Source organism: Flavobacterium psychrotrophum, from assembly GCF_003403075.1.
Classification (GTDB): domain Bacteria; phylum Bacteroidota; class Bacteroidia; order Flavobacteriales; family Flavobacteriaceae; genus Flavobacterium; species Flavobacterium psychrotrophum.
Genome location: NZ_CP031557.1, coordinates 4,457,532 through 4,481,509, shown reverse-complemented (window position 1 = coordinate 4,481,509; position 23,978 = coordinate 4,457,532). Strand labels below are relative to the sequence as shown.

Genomic DNA, 23,978 nt, shown 5'->3' with positions numbered 1-23,978 from the left:
TGTGTTGCTATATTATTGAAAATCAAAAATACAATTAATTAAACAAATTCTTATCAAAAACCATGGCTATGGCAGCAGCATGGCGTTTTTTAGCACGCGATGAGCTACCTGCAGCAGGTGCGCTGTATGCCTTAAGGGCTGCCAGGCGGAATTTAACCTCGGTAAAGTTTACCAGCATATACGTGTAAGCACCCATATTGCGTGGTTCTTCCTGTGCCCATACAAAATCGTCAGCATTGCTGTATTTTGCAATAACGGCTTTAAGCTGCTCTACAGGCAGCGGGAAAAGCTGCTCTATACGCACTATGGCTACATCGTCACGTTTCAGGTTTTCGCGTTCTGCCGAAAGGTCGTAGTAGAACTTACCGGTACAAAATACCAGTGTTTTTACTTTTGCAGGATCTGCAATAGGGTCATCCAGTACTTCCTGGAAACTGCCGTTTGCAAGTTCATCTGCGCTAGACACTACAAGCGGGTGACGTAGTAAGCTCTTAGGTGTAAACACGATAAGCGGCTTACGGAAATCTGTCTTCATCTGCCTTCTTAAAAGGTGGAAGAAGTTTGCCGGTGTAGTACAGTCTGCCACATACATATTGTGGTTAGCACACAGTTGCAGGTAACGCTCCATACGGGCGCTACTGTGCTCTGCTCCCTGTCCTTCATAACCGTGAGGCAATAAGAACACAAGGCCATTCTGGTTGTTCCACTTATCTTCGGCAGCACTAATGTACTGGTCTATCATTATCTGGGCACCGTTAGAGAAATCTCCAAACTGTGCTTCCCAAATGGTAAGCGTTTTAGGCGCCGCAAAAGCATAACCATAATCAAAACCTACTACCGCATATTCGCTAAGTAGTGAATTAAAGATATGGAATTTACCTTTCTGGTCTTTGAGCGTATTAAGTAGAACTACCTCTTCTTCACTCTCCTCTACCTTAATAACGGCATGGCGGTGCGAGAAGGTACCGCGTTCTACGTCCTGGCCCGAAATGCGCACATCATAACCTTCGGTAAGCAGTGTACCATAAGCAAGCAATTCGCCCATAGCCCAGTCCAGCTTATCGTTTTCAAAATACATATTCTTACGGTCGTTAACCAGCTTTTGTATTTTGTTGATGAATTTTTTATCTTCAGGAAGCTCGGTAATCGTCCTGGCAATATCAGTAAGGATATCTTTACTGAAAGCCGTATTTACCTTTTGCAGCATTTCTGTTGCATCTGCCTGCTTATAACCTTCCCACTCATTTTGCATGAACGGGGTTATTGTAGTAAGATCTATCTTGCGCGACGACTCCAGGTTTTGCTCAAGTTTGTCTTTATATTCTTTTTCAAGGCCGCTAACATAGTCGCCCGCAATGATACCGTTTGCAATAAGCACATCGGCATACAGGTCGCGTGGGTTTTTATGCTTGGCAATGATCTTGTATAGTTTTGGTTGGGTAAAACGCGGCTCATCACCTTCGTTATGCCCATACTTACGGTAACCTAAAAGGTCGATAAACACGTCTGAACCAAATTCCATACGGTAATCAAGCGCAAAAAGCGTAGCGTGTACTACCGCCTCTGCATCGTCTGCATTTACGTGAAGCACCGGCGAAAGGGTTACTTTAGCCACATCAGTACAATAGGTTGACGAACGTGCATCAAGGTAGTTAGTGGTAAAGCCCACCTGGTTGTTAACCACTACGTGAATTGTACCTCCGGTTTTGTAACCGTCAAGCTTAGCCATCTGTACAATTTCGTAAACAATACCCTGCCCTGCCACAGCAGCATCGCCGTGTAGTGCAATAGGTAGCACTTTACTAAAATCGTCCGGAAAGTATTTATCCTGTTTTGCACGGGCAATACCTTCTATAACCGCGCCTACCGTTTCAAGGTGGCTTGGGTTTGGCGCAAGGTTAATATTTATCTGTTTGCCTGTTTTAGTAACCTTATCTGCGGTAAGGCCAAGGTGGTATTTAACATCACCATCAAAAAGGGCATCATCATCATAATCTTTACCATCAAATTCGCTAAAGATATCTGATGTGTTTTTTCCAAACACGTTAGCAAGCACGTTAAGGCGGCCACGGTGTGCCATACCCATAACAAACTGCTCTACACCTTTTTCGGCAGCAGCCTCAATAAGTGCGTCAAGTGCCGGTATTAGCGTTTCGCCTCCTTCAAGAGAGAAACGTTTTTGGCCTACATATTTTGTATGAAGGAAATTTTCAAAAGAAACCGCCTCGTTCAGTTTACCAAGAATGGTTTTCTTCTGATCGGCGTTAAAGTCAGGCTGGTTTTGGTTAACCGAAAGCCTGTTCTGTATCCACTGCCTTGTTTTAGGATCGCGAATATACATGTACTCAATACCCGTGTGGCCGCAGTACACCTTTTGCAGGTGGTCTACGATTTGGGCAAGGGTAGCATTTTGCAGGCCTACTTCTTTACCGGCATCAAACACGGTAGTAAGGTCAGCATTGCTTAGCCCAAAGTTTTCAAGATCAAGCGTAGGGCTAAACGTGCGGCGCTCGCGTACCGGGTTTGTTTTTGTAAACAAGTGGCCTCGGGTACGGTAGCCCTCAATAAGGTTTAGCACCTTAAATTCTTTCTGTAGTTTTTCGGGGATGCCTGAATAGTCAGAAACCGGGGCCGGTGCGGCAGCGGTTTGCTGTGTAGTAGTTGTAGCAGCTACCTCGGTAGCGCCAGAGCCATAATCACTGGCTGCAAAATCAAATCCCTGGAAAAAGGCGCGCCAGCTTGGCTCAACACTATCAGGGTTCTCAATATATTGATCGTATAAATCAGCAAAAAAGGCAGTATTAGCTGCGTTTAAAAAGGAAAACCTGTCCATACCTATTTGTTTGTGACGGTGGGTTATAAAATTTTACGCAAAAGTACATCATTTCTAATAATCTTTCAACGTTTTTTATATATTTATGGTCAGTAATTATATATCCCGCCCCAGATGCGACAAGGCTTTATCATTTTTTTAACAAAATTAACAACTGCATTCGCATTCTGTTCAATTTTTAGCACTGCAACTGCGCAGGAAGTTACATTTTGGGACAAAGTGCAATTTGGCGGTGGCCTGGGCATAGGTTTTGGCAGCGGCTATACCGATGTAAATATTGCACCCGGCGCCATCTATAATTTTAACGAGTATGTAGCAGCAGGTATTGGCTTGCAGGGCAGCTATGTGTATCAAAAAGACTGGTATAGCAGTTTTATATACGGCGGCTCATTAATCTTTCTGGGCAATCCCATACCGCAGGTACAGCTATCGGCCGAATTACAGCAGCTGCGCGTAAATATGGATTATGCTGATGGATTTAATTACACCATACCGGGCTACGCCGGATATTCCGGAGGGAATACACACGATTTTTGGAACACTGCACTTTTTCTTGGTGCAGGCTACCGCATGGAAAACGTAACCATAGGCATGCGTTACAACGTACTTTATAAAGAAAGCGATATGGTGTATAGCGATGCCTTTATGCCGTTTATAAGGGTGTATTTTTGAGGTTGTAGATTATCTGCATGGAACGCGGATGAAGCGGATTGAGCGGATTTACACAGATTTTTCTTCACGATAGTCATTGCGAGCGGAGGAACGGAGCGCGGTAATCTTATAACGCCCGATGAACTATACCTCTATATTTCGTGTACGAATTAAATGTTGCCTTATAATATTAGCCATGTCTCCTAATAATTCAGGTTTTACATTAGCACTTAATTGTCTCGTATGAATTACAAGCCTCGACCTATTTTCGTCAGTACTATAATGAGTATAAAACCAATTTGAAGGCGTATACTTTTTTCCTTCTCCATCAAAATATTCTACACTGAACGTTTTATCAATCTCCCGGAGATTATCATTATTCTTAAAATAATTTGAGCAAGCTAAAACTACAACTGGAAAATCTTGAATGAATTTTGATGCCCTAAACAGTTCTTTGCGGCTACTTAACGAACTTTTATCCGCAGAAGCTGTATTTTTTTCAGGCGAATCATTAATTTCAGTTGTGAAAACATTTTCAAGAAAATCAACATAAAAAGGCTTCTCGTTTTTTCTAAAAATCAAATCCGTAAGCTTTTGATATTTACTCCATGTATTTCTTCCCCAGCCTTTTCGTAAGTCATGATCCTCAAAAAATAATTTACCATCTTTTTTGTGCACAGGATAATTCAGCCTTTGACACCCGCTATTTTGCACATATTCACTCCATTCTCTCGCATTTTCAGAATATTTTTGCATCCTATCAATCTCATTTTTATTTATAGCTGATTCCTTTCCAACAAATAAAATTTTAGCATAGGGATTGCCAGTACCTATATGATACTTCTGATCTACTCCGTTTTTCACAAAATCTGCAAACTCTTTTGAATGCGTAATTTTCGACATAACTTCCATAATGATTACAGATAATTAAATACAAGATTCTAAGCAAATGTAGTATTTGAATATTGCATACCAAACTTGAAAGAAAAGTTTTAAAAAAAAATCTTCTTTCAAGAACTAATTTTTGTGTTTGAAGATTGCCGCGATCGTACTTCCCTCGCAATGACAGCACTCTAAAGCAATCGTGAAAAAATCTGCGTAAATCTGTGTCATGCAACATTCGTATCACCTGCCTGCAGGCAGGTCCGCATTATAGCTACTACATCAAGAACGAAATTGCATTGCTCCGCTCCTCCGCACCAATGACAGACTGCGGGAAATTAATGACTATAAAAGCAATCCAGGAACAGCCAGCTCGCATCTATAGTTCCTATTTACCAACCTCTTTAAACGAGTTAATAATCTCATCCATTACCGACTCAAATTCAGGTTGTTTTTCCGGCGATGTCCAGCACAATACCTGATAATACCTACTCTTACCCTCTATATAGGCAATTTTCCAATAAATCTTCTCATTTGCCACACTACCTATAAGCGATGTAACCTTTGCCGTAAGTCCGTTTATCTTTACCGGTTTCAACACCGGCTTTACTTCGGCATGGGCGCCCTCTTCAAGGCTTTCAAGCAAAATACCACTATACCCGTCCAGGTTGGGTTCAAAACCTAATGCATTTTCTTTTACCAGATCTTCAAAAGCCTTACGTGGCTCATCTATAACCAGGAGATAAAATTCTTCATCTTCGCTTTTATATTGCAGTGACGCCGCATCATTAAGTCCTTTAGTTTTCTGCAAAAAAGAGGGTACATCTATACTGTAGTGCTTTGCTGTAACGGTTTCTGTTTTATTACCGCAGGAAGCTGCAAGCAGCAATACAAGAACAGCAAATAAAGGGCGTATAATTTTCATAAGCAGTATTTGGGTTAGATACCGCAAGATACACATTATTATATAGCATGTTTGCTCAACAGGATTTCAACAACAAAAGCATTATGGCCTTACATTTAAATTTTACAATAAAGTGGGTAGCCTAACCGTTCAAATATTTATCTTTACACTTACAAATACAATTTACTAATTAAGTATGAAAAAATTCCTGGCATTATTAATGTTCGCCTCTGTAGCGCTACATGCCCAGGCAGACAAAGTAAAATTTTCTGCCGTTATAAAAAACCCAAACAGCGACTCGCTTGTAATACGCTCACGCACTTTTAGTAAGGTGCTTAAAACTAAAAAACCGGGAATCTTTAACAGTAGCTTTGCTATAGAAACCGGTTTTTACCAAATTTTTGATGGTACTGAGCAAACATCCCTGTTCCTTAAAAATGGTTATGATATTGCCGTTACACTTGATGCCAAGCAATTTGATGAAACCATTACCTATAAAGGTAAAGGCCAAAAGGAAAATAACATTCTTGCGAAGCTTGCCATTGATATGGAACGATTAAGCGAAAGCATTGCAAACGCCACACCGGAAGAGCAAAATAAAGCCATTACCGCAAAACTGGACGAGTTTAATGCGCTGCTTAAAGACCAAAACCTGGATCAAACTTTCCGCACGGCTATGGAACAACAAATACAAGGCCAGAAACAACAGCTGGAAATGATGGCACAGCAGGCCGCCCTTGTAAGTAAACTAAAAGGCCAGCCATCGCCTTTATTTAACTACGAAAACCACAAAGGCGGTACTACTAAACTGGAGTCGCTTAAAGGCAAATATGTTTACATAGACGTTTGGGCTACATGGTGCGGCCCATGCAGGCAGGAAATACCTTTTCTTCAAAAAGTTGAGGAGAGATACCATGGTAAAAACATTGAGTTTGTAAGCATCTCTATAGATGTTGCTAAAGACCACGAAAAATGGAAAAAATTTGTAACTGATAAGAGCCTTGGTGGCATACAGCTATTTGCGGATGCCGACTGGAAATCTGCGTTTACACAAGCATATGGCATTAACAGCATACCACGCTTTTTACTAATAGACCCACAGGGTAATGTAGTAGATGCCGATGCTAAAAGGCCAAGCGACCCTGCACTACAGACACAGCTTGACGGACTTGTTAAATAAAACAATCTCCATAAAATTATAGAACCCATGCCGCGCATGGGTTTTTTATTGCCTTAAAATGGTATCTTTATTTGCCGCTATACCAGGTGAAGGTTACATTTACAAAAACATTGCTCTTATGAAGAAGTTTATATTACTTGCCATTACCTGCTGGGTTTCGGGATTTGCCCAGGATACTCCCCTTAACTTTAAAGGCTACATAAAAAACAACCATGCTGACTCGGTTGCCGTAACAAGCATAAAAGGTACATGGCGCAAAGCCTTTGCTATAAACCCAGAAGGCAGGTTTGAAGGCACCGTGCAGGAGGGCATGGGTACTTTTTATATTTTATATGGAGAAAAGGAGATTCCGGTTTTCCTGAAAAATGACTCTGAAACTATGCTTACCGCAGATGCTGCCGACTTTGACGGTACACTTTTATTTGAAGGGAAAGGCGAAAAAGAAAACAACTTTCTGGCACAAATGCAACGGGATAAAAACAACCTCATTATAAAAGCAGGAGCTAACGAGGGTATCAATATTGAAGAAGAGACGGCTAAGCTTATTGATGGGTGGAAAGAACGCCTTAAAGACAAAGATCTCGCCTATATGTTCAGGAGTTCTGTACAGTTTAAACTAACCCAGATAGATTCGCGCAGCCTGCCTGCCGAAATAGAAAAGCAGGTTAAAGCTAAACAACTAACGGGGCAGCCATCTCCCACTTTTAAATATGACGATTACAGAGGCAGGAGCCATACACTGAAAGACTTTAAAGGCAAATATGTATATATAGATGTGTGGGCTACCTGGTGTGGCCCCTGTTTAAAAGAGATACCTAACCTGCAAATTATAGAAGAACGCTATAAGGGCAAAAAAGTAGCTTTTGTAAGCATTAGTGTAGACGAAGAAAAAGACCATGATAAGTGGAAGAACCTTGTAACCTCTAAGCAAATGGGCGGTACACAATTATTAGCAGACAAAGCCTGGAAGTCTGATTTTATAACTGCTTATGGCATTAATTCAATTCCGAGGTTTATACTTATAGGCCCTAATGGCAATGTTGTTGATGCTGATGCAAAACGCCCCGGCGACCCAGAACTCGTTAAGCAGCTCGACAAAATTTTAGGCTTAAAAAAGTAAATGTTTTATTTTCAGCCTCTTAACACCTTTGAATGTTAAGTTTTATTGAATGTTACCAAATTGTTAACTCAATGTGTCTTTTGTGTAAAATAATTTTATACATTTGTTATAAATAGATGTATAACCTTAAACACAAAGTAGATATGAAAAAGATTATAGTTGCCGGATTCCTGCTTGTTGCAGGTGTGTTATCAGCCCAAAGCGTTAAACCTTCACACTCTATAGAGAACAATATAATTAAAAGCACGTATTACTATGACAACGGTAATATCAAGCAAACCGGATTTTATAAAGATGGTAAGCTTACAGGTGCGTGGGTATCGTATAACGAAGATGGTACCAAACAAAGCATAGGCGAATACGAAAACGGCAAGAAATCTGGCAAGTGGTTTTTCTGGACAGGAAAAACACTTACTGAAGTTAACTATGCCGACAGCAGGGTTGCAGAAGTAAAAAAATGGAACCAGGAAGCTGTAGCCGCTAATAAATAAGCTATTACTACTAACCCGAATTATAAAAGCAAAAGCCCTGCAATTAACGTTGCAGGGCTTTTCAATTTTAAGTGTATAGGAGCAACATAATCTTACAGGCAATTTTTAAGACATAAGTATATTGCGGAATAAATTTCACACATACAAACAGGGCTCAAAAATATCCCTGAATACTATAAACACTAAATAGGCAGAGGCACTGCTTCACATAGCTATGTGCAAAATTTATTTTCTATATTACCTTTTCAGGACTAAAAACTATGTCCCTATGTGGTAAAATTACTTCTTTACCGGTGTTGTCTTAGGTGTTTTCTTATTACGCCCGCGCCATATTAAAAATCCGGTTACCGGTAATATAGAGCAAATAAGGCTGGCGGTAAAAGCCAGTATTTTTCCGGGTAATCCAAGTATAGCGCCTACATGTATATCATAGTTGGCACCAATTACCTTTTCGCCCATATTATCATCTTTATAATTTTCTTCGGCTAAAAATTTGCCTGTATATTGATCAAAATAGGCATGATGGTGCTTATAGTATGTGCCTTTTACAAGGTTTACGTGCATGCCTATGGCAGCAGTACTATCGGCAGGTTTGCCTATACTGTAATAATCTGCTTCGGGATATTTTTGCTGTACAGCAACCGCTGCAAGGTTAAAAGCTTTATCCTTATCAGCATGTGCAATTGTAGATTTTACAACAAGCGGAACCGGTGGGGTTATGCTTAGGCTGGCTACAACATATACCGTACTCTGAAACCATGTAAACGCCCACACCATACCGGTTAGCGCTAAAACAAGCCCTACTGATGAAGCATAGAAACCCAGTATATTGTGCAGGTCATAGTTTTTACGCCTCCACTTAGTAGTATCTTTCCACTGAAACCACAGTCGTTGTTTTCGTGCTGCTTTGTTTTTTGGCCACCATAATATAATGCCGGAAATTAGCATGGCTACAAAAATAAAGGTAGCCCACCCAATGATTTGCTGCCCTACGGGATGGCTTATCAGCAGGCTCCAGTGCAGCATTTTTACAACATTAAAAAAGTTGTGCCCCTCATCATACATTGCAAGTACTTCGCCTGTATAAGGGTTTGTATACACAGAGTAATAGTACTCCAGGTTTGTAAAGTACCAAAAGCCTCCTTCGTTAAACTTATAGGCATATGAATGCACCGCCATTTCGGGGTCGTTAAACAACGTAATGCTGTTAAGCGGCATATCTGGCCCCAGGGCATCCTGTGTTTTTTGCCATATTACAGTAGCAGGCAACTGCTCTTTGCCTGGTGTTACATACATAACATCATGACGAATGGCATTGGTTATCTCTTCTTGAAACGCAAAAAGGCAACCTGTTACTGCCATTAATAAAACAATAAGCCCTGACGCAAGCCCGAGCACTAAATGAGCCTTACCAACCCAGTGTTTAAAATCTCTCTTTTTCTTTTTAGTCATTACGGCTAAAAGTTTTATGCCAAAGATATGGCTTATGATAAAACAAGCGACACCTCTTTAATTGGAAAAGAGATGCCGCTGTACTTATATTTTTGTTTAGAACTTGTAAGTAATACTGCCTGCAAAATTTCTTGGTGCCTGCACATTTATTGTAGTGTAGCCATTAAAATAAAGCTCATCAGTAATATTATTACCTTTTAGTGTAATTCTGTATTTAGGCCTCTCATAAAATATTGATGCATTAAGCACGGTATATTCCGGTAGGGCAAAAGTATCTCTCACACCTGCATTGTATTGATTGTATATAAGAGTAGATCCTCCATAATTACCTCCAAAGCCAATACCCAGGCCATCTATCGTTTCTGCAGGAAGCTTGTAGCTTATCCAGAAGTTTGCCAGGTTTTGCGGACCTGCCGTTGTAGGGCGAAGGCCGTTAAGAACAGCATCATTATAAGCATAGCCCAGCCTTATGTTAAGGCCGTCTATTGGCGTGGCTGTAACTTCTGCTTCAAAACCTTCACTTCTCTGGCTTCCATCCTGTATGTAGTTTGTAAGGGTGCCCACATAAACATTGCGCACTATATCTTCTACAAGAATATTATAGTAGCTTATGTTAGCCCCAAGCCTGTTATTAAAGGCATTAACTTTAACACCTGCCTCAAACTGGTTAGCATGTTCCGGCTTAAGGGTAGCGTTGTTAAGGTCAGGGTTGTTCATACCTGCGTTAGGGTTAACAACATTCCTAAAGCTATTCTGGTAGTTTGCAAATACAGATACCTGGTCTTTTATGATCTGGTATACTGCTCCGAATTTTGGAGAAAATGCATTTTGAGAAAATGCACCCGCTGTAGTATCGCTTGCAGGATCGTAAGACCCTCTGTTTTCATAATTATCAAAACGTACACCCGCCGAAAGTATAAAGTTTGGCGTAATATTAAGCACATCGTTTAGGTAAGCACTGTGCACACTGTAGTTCGTAGCACTTCTGTAATAAGAATCAGAACCATCTAAAAGATTCTGTATTGTATTCTGGTTAAATGCACTATAATTTGCTGCCGGGGCATTATAGTCTATTACATCATACAGGTACTGGAAACCCGGAAGGTAAGTAATGTTTGTGTAACCTTTAATATGGTATATATCGCCACCAATAACTACACGGTTCCTCATGTTCCCAATATTGAAATCGCCGGTAAAATTCTGCTGGAATTCAATAGCGTTAGATGAGCCTTCAAAGCCCCATGCATTACGCGACATTTGGGTAGGCGATAAAAGGTACAGCCATGCGCCCGGTCCTTCTGCCTCGTTATTAGCCGATGTTATAACCGACTGCGATGTCCAGCTGTCTGATATTTTATAATTTACCGTACCAAAAAAGTTACGGCTTCTTGTCTCTGTTATAAAGTCGCTGCCAAGTAGCGAACGCTTAAAGTTATAATCAAGATCTTTAGCATTGTGGAGGCCTATTTCTGAAGGTGTTTTTGTAAAGTCCAGGTAAACAATTTGCATACCGCTGGCATCCTGGTTAAAGAACTCTCCTTCAAGGGTAGCGGTAAGGCGGTCGTTAAGCTTAAATGTAAATGAAGGTGCAAAAAATGTGCTTTTGCTTGAGCCCGTATCCTGCCAGCCTTCATATTTTGTAGAAGCCGCATTTAAGCGGAACAAAACTGTTTTTTCTGCATTTAGAGGTGTGTTAATATCTACTGTAGCCCTGTTGTTACCATAGCTGCCGCTAAGCAGGCTAACCTCGCCACCAAATTTGTCGTATGGTTTTTTAGTAACACGGTTTATAAGCCCACCATAAGATGTAAGCACGCTGCCAAAAAGTGTGGCAGATGGCCCCTTTATAGCCTCAATAGTCTCAAGGTTAGCCGCATCGTTATTTGCTATAACAGTACCGGCAATGCCATTGCGCACCAGTGCCTGTGTTACAAAACCACGCGATGCAAAATAAGAACCTCCGTCGCCGGCACGGCCTGTAGAACCCCATAGCTGATAAACACCTGGTACATTTTTAAGCGCGTCATCCTGATTTGTTATCAGCTGGTCTGCCATAAGCTCTTTAGTAACCACGTTATATACCTGTGCATTTTCCAGGTTTGTAAGTGGTATGCGCGATGATGTAGCACTTTCCTGCTTGGCATAGCGGTTATAACCGCCGTTAATAATTACTTCGTTAAGCTCTTCCTGGCTTTCGCTAAGGGTAAAATCTTTAGCTACAGTTTCTCCTGCCGCCACAGTTATGTTTTCTTCTACCGGTTTAATACCTACCGCAGAAATACGGATGGTATAGCTACCCGGTTTTACATTCTTTATTTCATAATAACCTTTAGCATTAGTTACAGAGCCGTAAGCTGTATTCTTAAGGGCTATAGAGATACTCTCTGCCGGAGTGTTGCCACTAAGTACAATTGTACCTCTTACAGCACCACGATCTTGTGCCCAACTACTTATACCGCAAAGCAGTACCAGTAAGGTCAAAAGTTTTTTAAGGATTGTTGTGTTCATTGTTTGTTTAGGATTTTTACGCGACAAAGGTATATTCCAAATCCAGATTACACAATAGTTATTTTTAATTATTCTAAATAAAGGCAAAGTGCACGTCACTTTTAATAATTTATTTCATATGCGTGCATATTTTTTTAGTATTAAAAATTATAGCAGCAAAGTCTTGAAAATAGTTCAACTCTTTTGTAGGAAACACTTACTTCTTATAACAAAAAAAGGCCCCGGTTTCCCGGGGCCCCATCTATAAACAAGATGCAAACATAATTAGTGCTTAGCGGTAAAGCCGTCTTCGCTTAATTCGCGATGTTCGTAGTCGGCTACCATTTCTGCAGCATAGTCTATTTTATCTTTTTTAGAGAAACGGCGAATAAGGCCGTCAAAAATAGAGTATACTACAGGAACTATAATAAGAGTAAGGAATAGCGAACTGATAAGACCACCTATAATTACCCACGCAAGTCCGTTGTTCATTTGTGCTGCACCACCTTTTGCAAGCGCAATTGGTATCATACCAAAAACCATCGCTATTGTGGTCATAAGAATCGGACGAAGACGGGCGTGGTTAGCCTGTATAAGCGCATGGTACGTGCTTTCGCCCTGTTCTTTACGGTGGTTGGTAAAGTCTACAAGCAGAATCGCATTCTTACATACCAGACCAATAAGCATGATGATACCAAGTATGGTAAAGATGTTTAGCGTATTATTTGTAAGTGCCAGGGCAAGTAGCGCACCAATGAATGATAGCGGTACCGCAAACAATACCACAAACGGATACACAAAGCTGTCGTACAGCGCCACCATAACAAGGTAAACCAATATAATAGCAGCAAGTAGTGCCACACCCAGTGTACCGAAACCTTCGCTTTGGTTTTCCATATCACCACCCCAAATATAACTCACACCAGACGGGCGCTCCATTTTTTCGAACACTGCGGTCCAGTCAGCAACAACGCTACCTACCGGGCGGCCAACAGTTTGTCCCTGTACCGTAACCGATGTACTCTTGTCGCGCCTTTCAAGTAAGCTTGGCCCAGAGCCTTCGGTAATTTCAGAGAACTGGCTTAGTTTTACTTCCTGTCCGGCACTGTTTATAAAGGTTATATTACGCACGTTGTCTATGTTCATACGGTTATATTGTCCGTAACGAATGTTAATATCGTACTCATACTGCCCCGCGCGGAATTTACCATCGGTATTACCGTTAAAGGCCGTTTGCATGGTTAAACCTACTGTTTGAAGGTCAAGCCCAAGGGCAGCCATCTTATCGCGGTCTACCTTAACATCAATTTCCGGCGAACCCGCTTCAGATGTTAGTTTTACTTCAGATGCTCCCGGTATTTTTCTTAGCTCGTTAGCAGCAGCTTCAGCCCATTTATACGTGCTTTCAAAATCGTTACCCGTTACAGTAAGGGCTATCGGCGCTTCATCTGCACCACCCATTATACTTACCGGTACGGTTTTTATCTTAGCACCTACCAGTACTTTTTGAAGTTCCAGTTTGGTCTTGGCAGCATATACAAACGAGTTGTCTGTACGGTGCTCCTCATCTACAAGTGTTACGGTCATCTCACCTTTGTAAGCGGTACTTTGAGAACCTGCCATACCTTCGCTGGTCTGGCCTACGGTAGTAATGATACTCTTAACCTCTTTTTTACCCTGAAGGAAATTTTCTGCTTTAAGCAACATCAGGTTGGTCTGTTCCAGCGATGCATCTTTAGGAAGCTCTATCTGAACCATGAATTGTCCCCTGTCCAGCTTGGCGAAGAATTCTCCACCTACATAATTGCCGGCAATCATTATAGACCCTACAAACAAGGCTATGGCTACACCCAGGCTGGCAAGTTTTGTTTTCCAGTTTTCAAGTGCCCATGTAAGGATGCCGGTTACCCAATGTGTAAAGATGTCAAGGCCTTTTTCAAAACCAAGGATAATTTTACCAAAGATATTTTTTCCGGTAATGTGCTCGAGCTTACCAAAACGTGATGAAAGCCAAGGTATAAGCGTAAATGATGATACTAACGATAGTAATGTAGCAATAACCACCACCACACAGAACTGTGTAATAATGTTACTTACAAGGCCTGTACTCATGGCTATAGGCAGGAACACCACCACAATAACCAGCGTAATGGCTGCTACCGTAAAGCCAATTTCGGCAGTACCGTCATAAGCGGCACGAATACGGCTTTTGCCCATTTCCATGTGGCGGTAAATGTTTTCAAGTACCACGATCGCGTCATCCACGAGAATACCTACCACAAGCGAAAGCCCAAGTAAGCTCATAAGGTTAAGGGTATAGCCCATAAGCGATATACCAATAAACGTAGCAATAAGCGATGCCGGGATAGATATCATTACAATAAGCGCATTACGCAACGAGTGCAGGAAGAAAAGCATTACAAACGCTACCAGGAATACCGCTATAAACAAGTCATGTATTACCCCTTCTGCAGCTACCAGTGTAAACTCAGAAGTATCGTTTGCTACCTGAAGCTTAAGGCCTTCTTTAGCATAATCGGTCTCAATTTTTTTGATGATGTTCTGTACATCCTCACTTACCTGTACTGCGTTAGCGTCGGTTTGTTTGGTAATTTGTATTGCTATGGCACTCTTGCCATCTACACGGGCTATTTTCTCTGCTTCTTTCTGGCTGTCCTGTACGTCGGCCACCTGGCCAAGACGTATCTGTACACCATTTTTGCTCGATATAACCAGGTTACGCATTTCTTCTACAGTACGGTATTTACCTGCAAGACGCACAAGCATACTGTTTTCGCGGGTTTTTACACTACCCGTAGGAAAGTCAAGGTTACTGCCCAGTACTATTTGCTGTACCTGTGGTATGCTAAGGCCAAAGCCTTTTAGCTTGTTCTCGTCAAGGTTTACCTGAATTTCACGCTCTTCTCCACCCACAAGGGTTACCTGTGCCACACCGTTTACACGGCTAAGTATAGGCTCGATCTTTTTATCAAGAAGGTCATAAAAGGTAACCTCGTCCAGTTTACTGGTTGCACCCAGGGTTACTACCGGAAGGTCGCTCAGGGAGAATTTTACCAGTGACGGAGGATCTGCATCTTCAGGTAAATCTTTCTCTATGGCGTTTATTTTACGCTGTGCATCATTCAGCGAGTAGTCGGCATTTGCCTCTGGCTGAAGCGTTACCATTACTACCGAAAGGCTTTCGTATGATTTAGATTCTACTTTCTTTACCATCTCCAGCGATGATACCGCGTCTTCTACCTTTTTAGTTACGGTATTTTCTATTTCACCCGGCGATGCACCAGGGTATACCGTACTGATGGTAATTACATTCATTTCAAACTTAGGGATAAGCTCGTAGCTCAGGCTACTGTAGCTATAAAGCCCACCCAAAGTAAGTATGGTAAACAACACTATAATAAGTGTTGGCCGTTTTATGGATATTTCTGCTATTTTCATTTTTTTCGCTTTTCCCCTTTCGGGGATTATGGGCCTATTTAATAACTTCTACTTTACTGCCTTCTGCAAGGTTTATCTGTCCGCTGGTTACTACAACGTCTCCGGCATTAAGGCCTTTAAGAACCTCCACCGTTTCGCCGAAAATACGCCCGGCAACCACTTTAGTAAGTGTAACAGCACCATCTTTTACAACAAATATCTGGTTGTTACCCACACCACCCACAAACGCTACACGAGGTACAGTAAGCACTTCCGGCTGTTTTGATGAAGTACCAAAAACAACGCTTCCGTACATACCTGCCTTAAGTTCGTTATTAGGGTTATTAGCTATCGTTATTTCTACAGGAAAGTTAAGTGACGTATCGCCTTTAGGGGCAATAAAGGTTATTTTTCCGGTAAACTCTTTATCAGGATATACGCTGGCAGTTACTTTTACAGATGTACCAACCTTAAGTGTTGCTACCTGGCTTTCAGGTACATTTACTTTTAATTTTAGCGAGCTAACGTCTACAAGTTCAAAAAGCACAGTACCCGGAGATACAACACTTCCCGGCTCTATATTACGGGCGTTTACAATACCGTTAATACTGGATTTGATGCTGGCATCGCCTATGTTTATACGGGCAGCATCATACTGCGCCTTTGCATTTGAAAGCGATACTTTACTCTGGTCTACCTGCTGTTGTGTAACACCGCCGGTTTTAAAAGCGTTTTCATAACGCTTGGCATCGCTCTGTGCATTTTCATAAGCAGCCTTTGCGCTTTGTAATTGTACATTAAGCTGGTCTCCTTTTATAGTAGCAAGTACCTGACCTTTGCGCACCTGGTCGCCTTCATCTACAAGTACATTAACTACACGTCCATTGTTCTCAGCAGGAAAATCTAACTGCTGTGCTGCTTCAAAATTACCGTTTGCTGTGTAGGCAAGATCAGGCACACCCTGTTTTGCTACAGCTGTACGTACGGATACCGAACTGTTTTGCTGTGCTACCACGGCTGTTTCGGCATCATTTTTTGCTTTATTTTTATTCAGCATTAAAGCTCCTACGCCTATAATGGCAGCTATTACTACTATATATATTACTTTTTTCATTGCTAATTAATTTTTAAGGTTTTGTAATTCTCCTTTTGCTTTTATAAGCTGTACTTCGGCCAGTTTGTAATCTAACAGCGCGGCAGTATAGTTATTTTGTGCCTCAATGTGTGAATTCTCGGCATCTAACAGGTCGGTGAGTGTGGCGAGCCCCTGTGTATAATTATTTTGTGTATTGTCTAAAACCTCTTTGGCTAACTGTGCGTTTTCCTTTTGGTTTTCAATGGTTATCAGGCTGTTTGTAATCTGCGTTTTAGCATTTTCAAAAGCCATGTCAAGGCTTAGCTTGGCATCTTTAATATCCTCGGCTGTTTTTCTAAGGTCAATATCAGCCTGCCTTACTTTAGAGCGGGTACCAAACCCGTTAAAAATAGGTATGTGCAAATTTAGCCCTATAGTAGAATAGTCTGACCAGTATACACCATCGCTTGGTTTTTTAAACCACGGCAGCTCAGGTCCCTGGCCTATGTAGTTGTAACCCGCTGTTAAAGAAAGCGTAGGGTAGTAAGCCGCTATTTGTGCCTTTTTGTTGTAGTAGTACAGTTTTTCCTGTTTCTTTAGCAACTGGTACTGTGCAAGCTTAGTAACATCGGTACTTTCTTCAAGTGCAAGCGGCTTTACTTTAAAGTCGCTGTCCGGCAGTGTTATAGGCGTGTTTATAGGCATACCCATGTAGAACTTAAGCGCATTTTCCTGAAGTTGCACCGCATTAATAAGCGTTTGGCGCTGCGTTTCTATATTGCGCAGGTTTACATTCATACGGTCAAGGTCAATTTTACGGGCAAGGCCACTTTCAAACTGTCCTTTAATAATGTTGCGCGTTTTCTCTGTATTCTTATAGGTATTATCTATAAGGATAAGTTTTTGACGCTGTACATACACCTGGTAGTAATTGTTTGCCACGCGTTCTATAACCTGCTCCTCGGTAAGCTGTGCATTAACCTGATAAAACTCGCGGGTTGTGCGTGCTGCCTGAAGGCCTGTAAAAACCGACTGGTCAAATATTTTCTGCGACAGGTTTACACCGGCAACAGAGTTCCACTTTTGCCCTAACGGTGCAAGTATAGTAGTACCAGGTGCGCCAAAAAAGTCGCCCGGTAACGCATTTAACTGCAGTATAGGATTATAAGTAGCACTGCCCGATGCAGATATGGTAGGCAACGCCTGCGAGCGCACCTCCTGTATTTTATATTCGCTGTTCTCAACATCCAGCTTTGCCTTGGCGGCATCGGCTTTATTTTGCAGCGCATAGTTAATGGCATCCTTTAGGGTAATGGTTTGCGCCGGTGCAGTTTGTGCCTGCAGCTGCGAAACAAAAAGGACAACCATGCTAAGGGCTAAGGCTTTTGCCAAAATACCCCCGCGGGTGATTAAACTGTTCATTTTTTGTTTGATTTTAATGATGTGACGGGTGTTTATAATTGATAATCTTCTCTAAAAAGCATATTCATAATAATCTCTTTTCGCTCTTCCAGCAGGCGCTCATAGCTGTTATCGCTAAAGCCCATACTTTCCTGTAGCAGCGGCCGCATAGATACCGGAAAGGTTGTAAGCGATATAAAATTGAGCAAAAACTGTTCTGGCCTCATTTTCTGGATATTGCCACGATCCATCTCTATGGCTATCTCCAGGTAAAACTTATCGAGCATGCGGTTCATGGTTTCAGGGTCTTTGTATACACACCCCTGATTCATTTGGGTAACCATGTAAATTTCAAGGTACGGGTACTCTTTACTCTGTTCAAAAAAGATATCGAGGTAGCGGTCTATCTTTTCCCTAAAGGGCAAATTGCCAAAAACAATCATCTCAGTACGCTCTATCTCCTTAGTATGGGCATCTTCAAATACAGTTTGGAAAAGATTGTCGCGCGAACGGAAATAATAATTTATAAGCGTACGGTTTACCCCGGCAGCATCTGCTATTTCCTGGGTGGTGGCATTAAAACGGCCTTCGCCAAAAAAAATGTGCTTGGCAGTGTCTTTTATCAGCTGTTCAGTATCTACAGCAATTTCATCGGTTTTCTTAGCTGACATATTTGTTTAACTTTTTTGTTTGACATTTTTGTCAAAGTGCAAATGTAAAAATTTTGACAATTTTGTCAAATTTAAAATTGTGTTAATTTTATTTATGATTCTTTAAGGTATTCTTCAAGCATTTCTGTACCTTTTAAAGTACCTATTGCCCTTACATGATACTCAAGGTACATTTTTGTAGTTTGTGTTCTAGTATACAACTCATCAGGAAAAACAGCGGAGTCTTTAATTCCTGTAATGCCATTAAAATAAATTCGGGATATAAATTCAGGGTCAATATCCGGCCTGTAAAGCCCTTCTTCAATACCACGGTTAAGATTGTCTTTTACGCTTTCATGCATTTTATCAAATTGGCTCGACTTTACACTTAACGCCACTTCTGGGTAATACTTATTAAGCTGGTGTACAGGCGCCATATACTGGTCGTCGAGTGTTGTTTTTAAATACCGGCGTATCTCAAAAAGCTCTTTAATAGCATTGTGCTTTTCGGCATAAATAGTATCTATATCACACGAAATTTTGTTTACAAGCAAAGTAGCCACCTCAGTCACCAGGTCGGTCTTATTGGCATAATGCTGGTAAATAGTCTTTTTACTAATACCCATTTCCTGCGCTATATCATCCATGGTTACGCTCTTAAACCCAAGTTTAAGATACATATCCATAGCTTTTTCTAAAATCTTCTCTTTCATTTAGGGTATTATTTCGAGTGCAAATATATAAAGGAAACTTTAAAAACAAAAAAAGTTTCCAAAGTTTTTACAATTGTGTCAAAATTATTTTTTGATTGCACAACAGTGCGGAATAAATTACTTTAGCCAAAAATTTGTAAATGCAATCAATAGCATATTACCAGGAAATAGTAGCTAATTATTTTGCTACTGCTAACCTGCAAAAAGAGCCTGCTAATTTATACAGCCCTGTAACTTATATACTATCACTTGGCGGCAAGCGCATAAGGCCGGTACTTACCCTTATGGCTGCAGAGATTTTTAATACCGATGCGCATGATGCCCTGCCCGCTGCAATAGCCGTAGAGATATTTCATAACTTTAGCCTGGTGCATGATGATATTATGGATGATGCACCACTGCGCCGTGGCCACCAGACCGTGCACGAAAAATGGAACCTAAATACAGGCATACTCAGCGGCGATGCCATGCTTATACTGGCTTACCAATATTTTGAGCAATATGAACCTGCAACCTTTAAGGCGCTGGCAAAACTGTTCAGTAAAACAGCTCTTGAAGTTTGCGAAGGCCAGCAATGGGATGTAGACTTTGAGGATCGCAACGACGTTACCGAAGCAGAATACCTTAAAATGATCGAATACAAAACGGCGGTATTAGTGGGGGCGGCTATGAAAATGGGTGCTATTGTTGCTAATACATCTCAGGAAAACGCTAACCTTATATATGACTTTGGGCTTAACCTGGGTATTGCTTTCCAGCTACAGGACGATTACCTTGATGCCTTTGGCGATCCTGAAACTTTTGGCAAACAAGTGGGCGGCGATATCATCGAGAATAAAAAAACATTCCTGTACCTTAAGGCGCTTGAACATGGCAACGTTAATGACAAGCAAGAGGTATTGAGCTGGTTTGCATCGCAACCTGAAAACCCAACCCAAAAAATTGAGGCTGTAAAAACCCTGTTTATAAATACGGGCGCTGATACTGCTACAAAAGCGGCTATAGAGACGTACACACTTAAGGCATTTGCCACACTGGATAAGATGGAGATTTCTGCCGAAAATAAAGAGGCACTGCACACCTTTGGGCAAAACCTGATGAAACGCACCGTATGATTTATACCCCACCCGAAAGCACCGACCTGTTATTAAGCCAGGCACAAAAAGAACAGCTTTACATTAAGCTTACAGAGCAGGTAAACAAAGACTTTGCACTGGCTAATGAGCCTGTAGATTTTCAAGAAGGCATTACCCCTTTTGACTTAAAGATGGCGGTACAGGATAAAATATTCAGGCTTATTCACCATAAGTTTGCAGAGTATCTTAACCTGTTATATATAATAGATGTGCCCGAGGGCGAAATAAAAGCCCTTAACGGCGGCGACATCGCCGAACTTGCCGAGCAGGTTACGTTTCTTATCCTTAAAAGAGAATGGCAAAAAGTATGGTTCCGTAACCGGTATTAGTTTTTAAAATAGAACGCGGACCTGCCTGCCGCCAGGCAGGTAATACGGATGCTTCGCAGACGCGGATTTACGCAGATTTTTTCACGGTTACTTAGTCCGGCGTTTTCCATTTCGAAGCGCAGTAGCGTTGAGAAATCTCTTTATGTAATGCTGTTAAATATTACCATATAAATCATCCGGTATTTCTACCTTATTGCCTAAATACCAAACCTGCTCCCCTCTTACTCAAAAAAACACTACTCCTAATCGGTTTTTTTCAACTATCTGAGTAAATTTGCAGCACAAAATTTACAATAATGTACAGAAGCCATAATTGCGGTGAGCTAAACGCCACGCACATCAACCAGGAAGTAACACTAGCCGGATGGGTACAAAAATCACGTAACAAAGGGTTTATGATTTGGGTAGACCTGCGTGACCGCTACGGTATTACCCAGCTTATTTTTGACGAAAGCCGTTCAGAAAAAGCCGTTCAGGATCTTGCAGCAACACTGGGGCGCGAGTTTGTTATTCAGGTAAAAGGTACCGTGATAGAGCGCGAAAGCAAAAACCCAAACATGGCTACCGGCGACATTGAGATTCTTGTAAAAGAACTTACCATACTTAATGCTTCGCAAATACCACCCTTTACAATAGAAGATGAAACAGACGGAGGTGAAGACATCCGTATGAAATACCGTTACCTTGACATTCGCCGTAATCCGGTAAAAAACAGCCTTATGTTTCGCCATAGGGTAGGTATAGAGGTGCGCAACTATCTTTCTGCAAAAGGCTTTATAGAAGTAGAAACACCGGTACTTATTAAAAGTACCCCTGAAGGGGCGCGCGACTTTGTTGTACCAAGCCGCATGAACGAAGGTCAGTTCTATGCCCTGCCACAATCGCCACAAACTTTTAAGCAATTGCTTATGGTGGGCGGTATGGATAAATATTTCCAGATCGTAAAATGTTTTCGTGATGAAGACCTGCGCGCAGACCGCCAGCCTGAGTTTACACAAATAGACTGCGAAATGGCGTTTGTAGAACAGGAAGACATTATACAGACTTTTGAGGGGCTTGCAAGCCACTTACTAAAAGAACTTAAAGGCGTAGAAACAGGACTATTCCCAAGAATGACCTACGACGAGGCCATGAAAAAATATGGCAACGACAAGCCGGACATTCGCTTTGGGATGGAGTTTGGCGAGTTAAATGCCGTTTCACAACATAAAGAATTTGCTGTATTTAACAGCAGCGAACTGGTAGTAGGTATTGCCGTGCCGGGTGCCGCTTCTTACACACGCAAGCAAATAGACGAGCTTATAGAATGGGTAAAACGCCCTCAGGTAGGTGCAAGCGGTATGGTATATGCTAAATATGAGCTTGACGGTAGTATAAAATCGTCTGTAGATAAATTCTACGATGCAGAAGATCTTAAAAAATGGGCTGAAATTACCGGCGCACAACCGGGCGACCTTATATTAGTACTAAGTGGCGATTCACACAAAACCCGTACACGCCTTAGCGCCCTGCGCATGGAGGTAGCTACAAGGCTTGGCCTGCGCAACCCAGAAGTGTTTGCACCACTATGGGTTGTAGACTTCCCGTTACTGGAGTGGGATGAAGAGAGTAACCGTTTCCACGCCATGCACCACCCGTTTACATCTCCTAAGCCGGAAGATATGCCGTTACTGGAAACAAACCCGGGAGCTGTACGCGCTAATGCGTATGACCTTGTGCTAAATGGTAACGAAATAGGCGGAGGTTCTATAAGGATACACGATAAGGCTACACAGGCACTTATGTTTAAGTATCTTGGATTTACAGAAGAAGAGGCTAAGGCCCAGTTTGGATTCCTGATGGATGCGTTTCAGTATGGTGCGCCACCACACGGCGGACTGGCTTTTGGTTTTGACAGGCTTACTGCAATACTTGGCGGACAGGAAACCATTCGCGACTTTATTGCGTTCCCTAAAAATAACAGCGGCCGCGATGTAATGATCGATGCACCAAGTGTTATTGACGATAAACAACTTAATGAGCTTCATATTGCTTTAAAAGCATAATAAGTAAATAATATCCTACTAAATAAGAGTCCGTAATATTTTTTATTACGGACTCTTATTTTATTTTTGCCGCATTATTAAAATCAACCATATAAATGAAAAAAATTACATTTCTGCTCGCGGCAGCATTATTTTCACTGGCATCTACAGCACAGGAGCAACCAACAATTTATGGCGTGAACCTGGGAGGTACTTTATCTAATCTAAAATTAGACAATCCTGCTTACAAGACCAGTTCTTCAGCAAATTTTGAACTTGGAGTATCTATGGAAATTCCTGTCTTAGAAAATCTTGCTATTTTTGGGCATCTTAATTACAATCGTAAGTCGTATAAGATGGATTACGAAAATACTTACACAGAGAACGAGACTGTTTTTATTTCGAAAATGAGCAGTACAGAAACTGCAACATTTCTTAATATTCCCATAGGCATACGTTATTATATAGGAGAGAAAAGAAATTTCTTTATAAATGTTGGAGGCTATGTTGATTTGTACTTATCCCGAAAAACAAAGATGGAGACAGGTAGCTCGTTTGATTCCGGCATCGAAAATGCAAGTTACAAAGAAACAATGGCAGGCATATTCCCGGGCATAGGATACCGCCTTCCTTTATCTGCTGAAGAGGGCACTGACCTTTTGTTTGAATTAAAATACAACATGGGACTTACCCAAACTTTTGACGGTCTTGATGGTGCAAAACTAAACAGCACATCTTTATCTGTTAGTTACAGGATAGACTGGAGCGATTAATACTGTAATATATATACAAAAAAACAAGGGTGCACTTTAAAAGTAGCACCCTTGTTGGTATTGGCTGATTGATTAGTTTTTATATTAAAACACTTTGCAGTGCCTCCTTTTTCTATATATTTTACCTAAACTTAACTAAACTCAAACTAATCAATCGACGGAAATAAAGTTGGTTGGTGGTTATTTCCTTGGGGCAAATATAGAACTGCTTTAAAGATTTACATTACTATAAAACCTCACATTTTGTTAAATGTTAATTTTTTGAGAAACTTCAAAAAAAAGTTAATTTTCAGTAAAAAAAATTACACAATTAATTAACAATCAAATACTTAAAATGAAAAATAACATAATTAAACAAAAGAAAGCAGTATAACCGCAATTACATACATTATTTAAGGCACTAAAAGGGAATACTAGAAAGCTATAACGTTTGATAAAA

The 23,978-nt window shown here is 41.2% G+C and carries 18 protein-coding genes; 8 read left to right on the top strand and 10 right to left on the bottom strand.

What is annotated here, in order from left to right:
- Nucleotides 1-34: 34 nt before the first annotated feature.
- Entirely contained in the window at nucleotides 35-2,833 is a 2,799-nt protein-coding gene (locus DYH63_RS19450; RefSeq protein ID WP_116790378.1) for a 2-oxoglutarate dehydrogenase E1 component, read from the bottom strand.
- 114 nt (nucleotides 2,834-2,947) lie between these two features.
- On the opposite strand from DYH63_RS19450, the gene DYH63_RS19445 reads away from it, so the two are divergent.
- Nucleotides 2,948-3,505, top strand: a complete 558-nt coding sequence (locus tag DYH63_RS19445; protein WP_116790377.1) for a hypothetical protein — start codon at nucleotides 2,948-2,950, stop codon at nucleotides 3,503-3,505.
- A gap of 123 nt (nucleotides 3,506-3,628) precedes the next feature.
- Here DYH63_RS19445 and DYH63_RS19440 read toward each other — a convergent pair whose 3' ends face one another.
- Entirely contained in the window at nucleotides 3,629-4,387 is a 759-nt protein-coding gene (locus tag DYH63_RS19440; protein WP_162927103.1) for a hypothetical protein, read from the bottom strand.
- 367 nt (nucleotides 4,388-4,754) lie between these two features.
- On the bottom strand, nucleotides 4,755-5,291 hold the full coding sequence (locus DYH63_RS21400; protein WP_162927102.1) for a hypothetical protein: 537 nt from the start codon (nucleotides 5,289-5,291) through the stop codon (nucleotides 4,755-4,757).
- A gap of 175 nt (nucleotides 5,292-5,466) precedes the next feature.
- Here DYH63_RS21400 and DYH63_RS19430 point away from each other — a divergent pair, with 175 nt between their 5' ends.
- The 3 genes from DYH63_RS19430 to DYH63_RS19420 all read left to right on the top strand — a co-directional run bounded on the left by DYH63_RS19430 (nucleotide 5,467) and on the right by DYH63_RS19420 (nucleotide 8,061).
- Nucleotides 5,467-6,450 carry a TlpA family protein disulfide reductase gene (locus DYH63_RS19430; protein WP_116790375.1) on the top strand — a complete coding sequence of 328 codons (984 nt, stop codon included), beginning with the start codon at nucleotides 5,467-5,469 and terminating at the stop codon, nucleotides 6,448-6,450.
- 118 nt (nucleotides 6,451-6,568) lie between these two features.
- The gene (locus tag DYH63_RS19425) at nucleotides 6,569-7,570 is read left to right on the top strand and encodes a TlpA family protein disulfide reductase (RefSeq protein ID WP_162927101.1); all 1,002 of its coding nucleotides are present in this window, start codon (nucleotides 6,569-6,571) and stop codon (nucleotides 7,568-7,570) included.
- 143 nt (nucleotides 7,571-7,713) lie between these two features.
- Nucleotides 7,714-8,061, top strand: a complete 348-nt coding sequence (locus tag DYH63_RS19420; protein ID WP_116790902.1) for a toxin-antitoxin system YwqK family antitoxin — start codon at nucleotides 7,714-7,716, stop codon at nucleotides 8,059-8,061.
- Between the two features lie 279 nt (nucleotides 8,062-8,340).
- Here the strand turns inward: DYH63_RS19420 and DYH63_RS19415 are convergent, their stop codons facing one another.
- From DYH63_RS19415 to DYH63_RS19385, 7 genes are all read right to left on the bottom strand, one after another.
- A complete protein-coding gene (locus tag DYH63_RS19415; protein WP_116790373.1) occupies nucleotides 8,341-9,513 on the bottom strand; it encodes a PepSY-associated TM helix domain-containing protein in 1,173 nt (390 codons plus the stop codon).
- A 96-nt stretch (nucleotides 9,514-9,609) separates the two neighbouring features.
- Nucleotides 9,610-12,021, bottom strand: coding sequence for a TonB-dependent receptor (locus DYH63_RS19410; RefSeq protein ID WP_116790372.1), 2,412 nt, complete (start codon nucleotides 12,019-12,021; stop codon nucleotides 9,610-9,612).
- Between the two features lie 264 nt (nucleotides 12,022-12,285).
- On the bottom strand, nucleotides 12,286-15,459 hold the full coding sequence (locus tag DYH63_RS19405; protein WP_116790371.1) for an efflux RND transporter permease subunit: 3,174 nt from the start codon (nucleotides 15,457-15,459) through the stop codon (nucleotides 12,286-12,288).
- Between the two features lie 34 nt (nucleotides 15,460-15,493).
- Nucleotides 15,494-16,552: an efflux RND transporter periplasmic adaptor subunit gene (locus DYH63_RS19400; RefSeq protein ID WP_116790370.1), complete on the bottom strand. Its 1,059-nt coding sequence runs from the start codon at nucleotides 16,550-16,552 to the stop codon at nucleotides 15,494-15,496.
- 6 nt (nucleotides 16,553-16,558) lie between these two features.
- Nucleotides 16,559-17,881: a TolC family protein gene (locus tag DYH63_RS19395; protein ID WP_116790901.1), complete on the bottom strand. Its 1,323-nt coding sequence runs from the start codon at nucleotides 17,879-17,881 to the stop codon at nucleotides 16,559-16,561.
- An 86-nt stretch (nucleotides 17,882-17,967) separates the two neighbouring features.
- On the bottom strand, nucleotides 17,968-18,585 hold the full coding sequence (locus tag DYH63_RS19390; protein ID WP_116790369.1) for a TetR/AcrR family transcriptional regulator: 618 nt from the start codon (nucleotides 18,583-18,585) through the stop codon (nucleotides 17,968-17,970).
- 92 nt (nucleotides 18,586-18,677) lie between these two features.
- A complete protein-coding gene (locus DYH63_RS19385) occupies nucleotides 18,678-19,277 on the bottom strand; it encodes a TetR/AcrR family transcriptional regulator (protein ID WP_116790368.1) in 600 nt (199 codons plus the stop codon).
- Nucleotides 19,278-19,417: 140 nt separating this feature from the next.
- Between DYH63_RS19385 and DYH63_RS19380 the strand changes: the two genes are divergently transcribed.
- From DYH63_RS19380 to DYH63_RS19365, 4 genes are all read left to right on the top strand, one after another.
- Nucleotides 19,418-20,392, top strand: a complete 975-nt coding sequence (locus tag DYH63_RS19380; RefSeq protein ID WP_116790367.1) for a polyprenyl synthetase family protein — start codon at nucleotides 19,418-19,420, stop codon at nucleotides 20,390-20,392.
- Nucleotides 20,389-20,742 (top strand): hypothetical protein, encoded by a 354-nt coding sequence (locus DYH63_RS19375; RefSeq protein ID WP_116790366.1) that lies wholly within the window; start codon nucleotides 20,389-20,391, stop codon nucleotides 20,740-20,742. The genes DYH63_RS19380 and DYH63_RS19375 overlap by 4 nt, the downstream gene beginning before the upstream one ends.
- Before the next feature lie 296 nt (nucleotides 20,743-21,038).
- Nucleotides 21,039-22,787, top strand: a complete 1,749-nt coding sequence (gene aspS / locus DYH63_RS19370) for an aspartate--tRNA ligase (protein WP_116790365.1) — start codon at nucleotides 21,039-21,041, stop codon at nucleotides 22,785-22,787.
- A 95-nt stretch (nucleotides 22,788-22,882) separates the two neighbouring features.
- Nucleotides 22,883-23,539: a porin family protein gene (locus DYH63_RS19365; RefSeq protein WP_116790364.1), complete on the top strand. Its 657-nt coding sequence runs from the start codon at nucleotides 22,883-22,885 to the stop codon at nucleotides 23,537-23,539.
- Nucleotides 23,540-23,978: the final 439 nt, after the last annotated feature.

Bases quoted from the DNA above. Each gene is read 5' to 3' on its own strand.
- DYH63_RS19450 (WP_116790378.1), bottom strand. From the start codon at position 2,833: ATGGACAGGTTTTCCTTTTTAAACGCAGCTAATACTGCCTTTTTTGCT.
- DYH63_RS19445 (WP_116790377.1), top strand. From the start codon at position 2,948: ATGCGACAAGGCTTTATCATTTTTTTAACAAAATTAACAACTGCATTC.
- DYH63_RS19440 (WP_162927103.1), bottom strand. From the start codon at position 4,387: ATGTCGAAAATTACGCATTCAAAAGAGTTTGCAGATTTTGTGAAAAAC.
- DYH63_RS21400 (WP_162927102.1), bottom strand. From the start codon at position 5,291: ATGAAAATTATACGCCCTTTATTTGCTGTTCTTGTATTGCTGCTTGCA.
- DYH63_RS19430 (WP_116790375.1), top strand. From the start codon at position 5,467: ATGAAAAAATTCCTGGCATTATTAATGTTCGCCTCTGTAGCGCTACAT.
- DYH63_RS19425 (WP_162927101.1), top strand. From the start codon at position 6,569: ATGAAGAAGTTTATATTACTTGCCATTACCTGCTGGGTTTCGGGATTT.
- DYH63_RS19420 (WP_116790902.1), top strand. From the start codon at position 7,714: ATGAAAAAGATTATAGTTGCCGGATTCCTGCTTGTTGCAGGTGTGTTA.
- DYH63_RS19415 (WP_116790373.1), bottom strand. From the start codon at position 9,513: ATGACTAAAAAGAAAAAGAGAGATTTTAAACACTGGGTTGGTAAGGCT.
- DYH63_RS19410 (WP_116790372.1), bottom strand. From the start codon at position 12,021: ATGAACACAACAATCCTTAAAAAACTTTTGACCTTACTGGTACTGCTT.
- DYH63_RS19405 (WP_116790371.1), bottom strand. From the start codon at position 15,459: ATGAAAATAGCAGAAATATCCATAAAACGGCCAACACTTATTATAGTG.
- DYH63_RS19400 (WP_116790370.1), bottom strand. From the start codon at position 16,552: ATGAAAAAAGTAATATATATAGTAGTAATAGCTGCCATTATAGGCGTA.
- DYH63_RS19395 (WP_116790901.1), bottom strand. From the start codon at position 17,881: ATGGTTGTCCTTTTTGTTTCGCAGCTGCAGGCACAAACTGCACCGGCG.
- DYH63_RS19390 (WP_116790369.1), bottom strand. From the start codon at position 18,585: ATGTCAGCTAAGAAAACCGATGAAATTGCTGTAGATACTGAACAGCTG.
- DYH63_RS19385 (WP_116790368.1), bottom strand. From the start codon at position 19,277: ATGAAAGAGAAGATTTTAGAAAAAGCTATGGATATGTATCTTAAACTT.
- DYH63_RS19380 (WP_116790367.1), top strand. From the start codon at position 19,418: ATGCAATCAATAGCATATTACCAGGAAATAGTAGCTAATTATTTTGCT.
- DYH63_RS19375 (WP_116790366.1), top strand. From the start codon at position 20,389: ATGATTTATACCCCACCCGAAAGCACCGACCTGTTATTAAGCCAGGCA.
- aspS (WP_116790365.1), top strand. From the start codon at position 21,039: ATGTACAGAAGCCATAATTGCGGTGAGCTAAACGCCACGCACATCAAC.
- DYH63_RS19365 (WP_116790364.1), top strand. From the start codon at position 22,883: ATGAAAAAAATTACATTTCTGCTCGCGGCAGCATTATTTTCACTGGCA.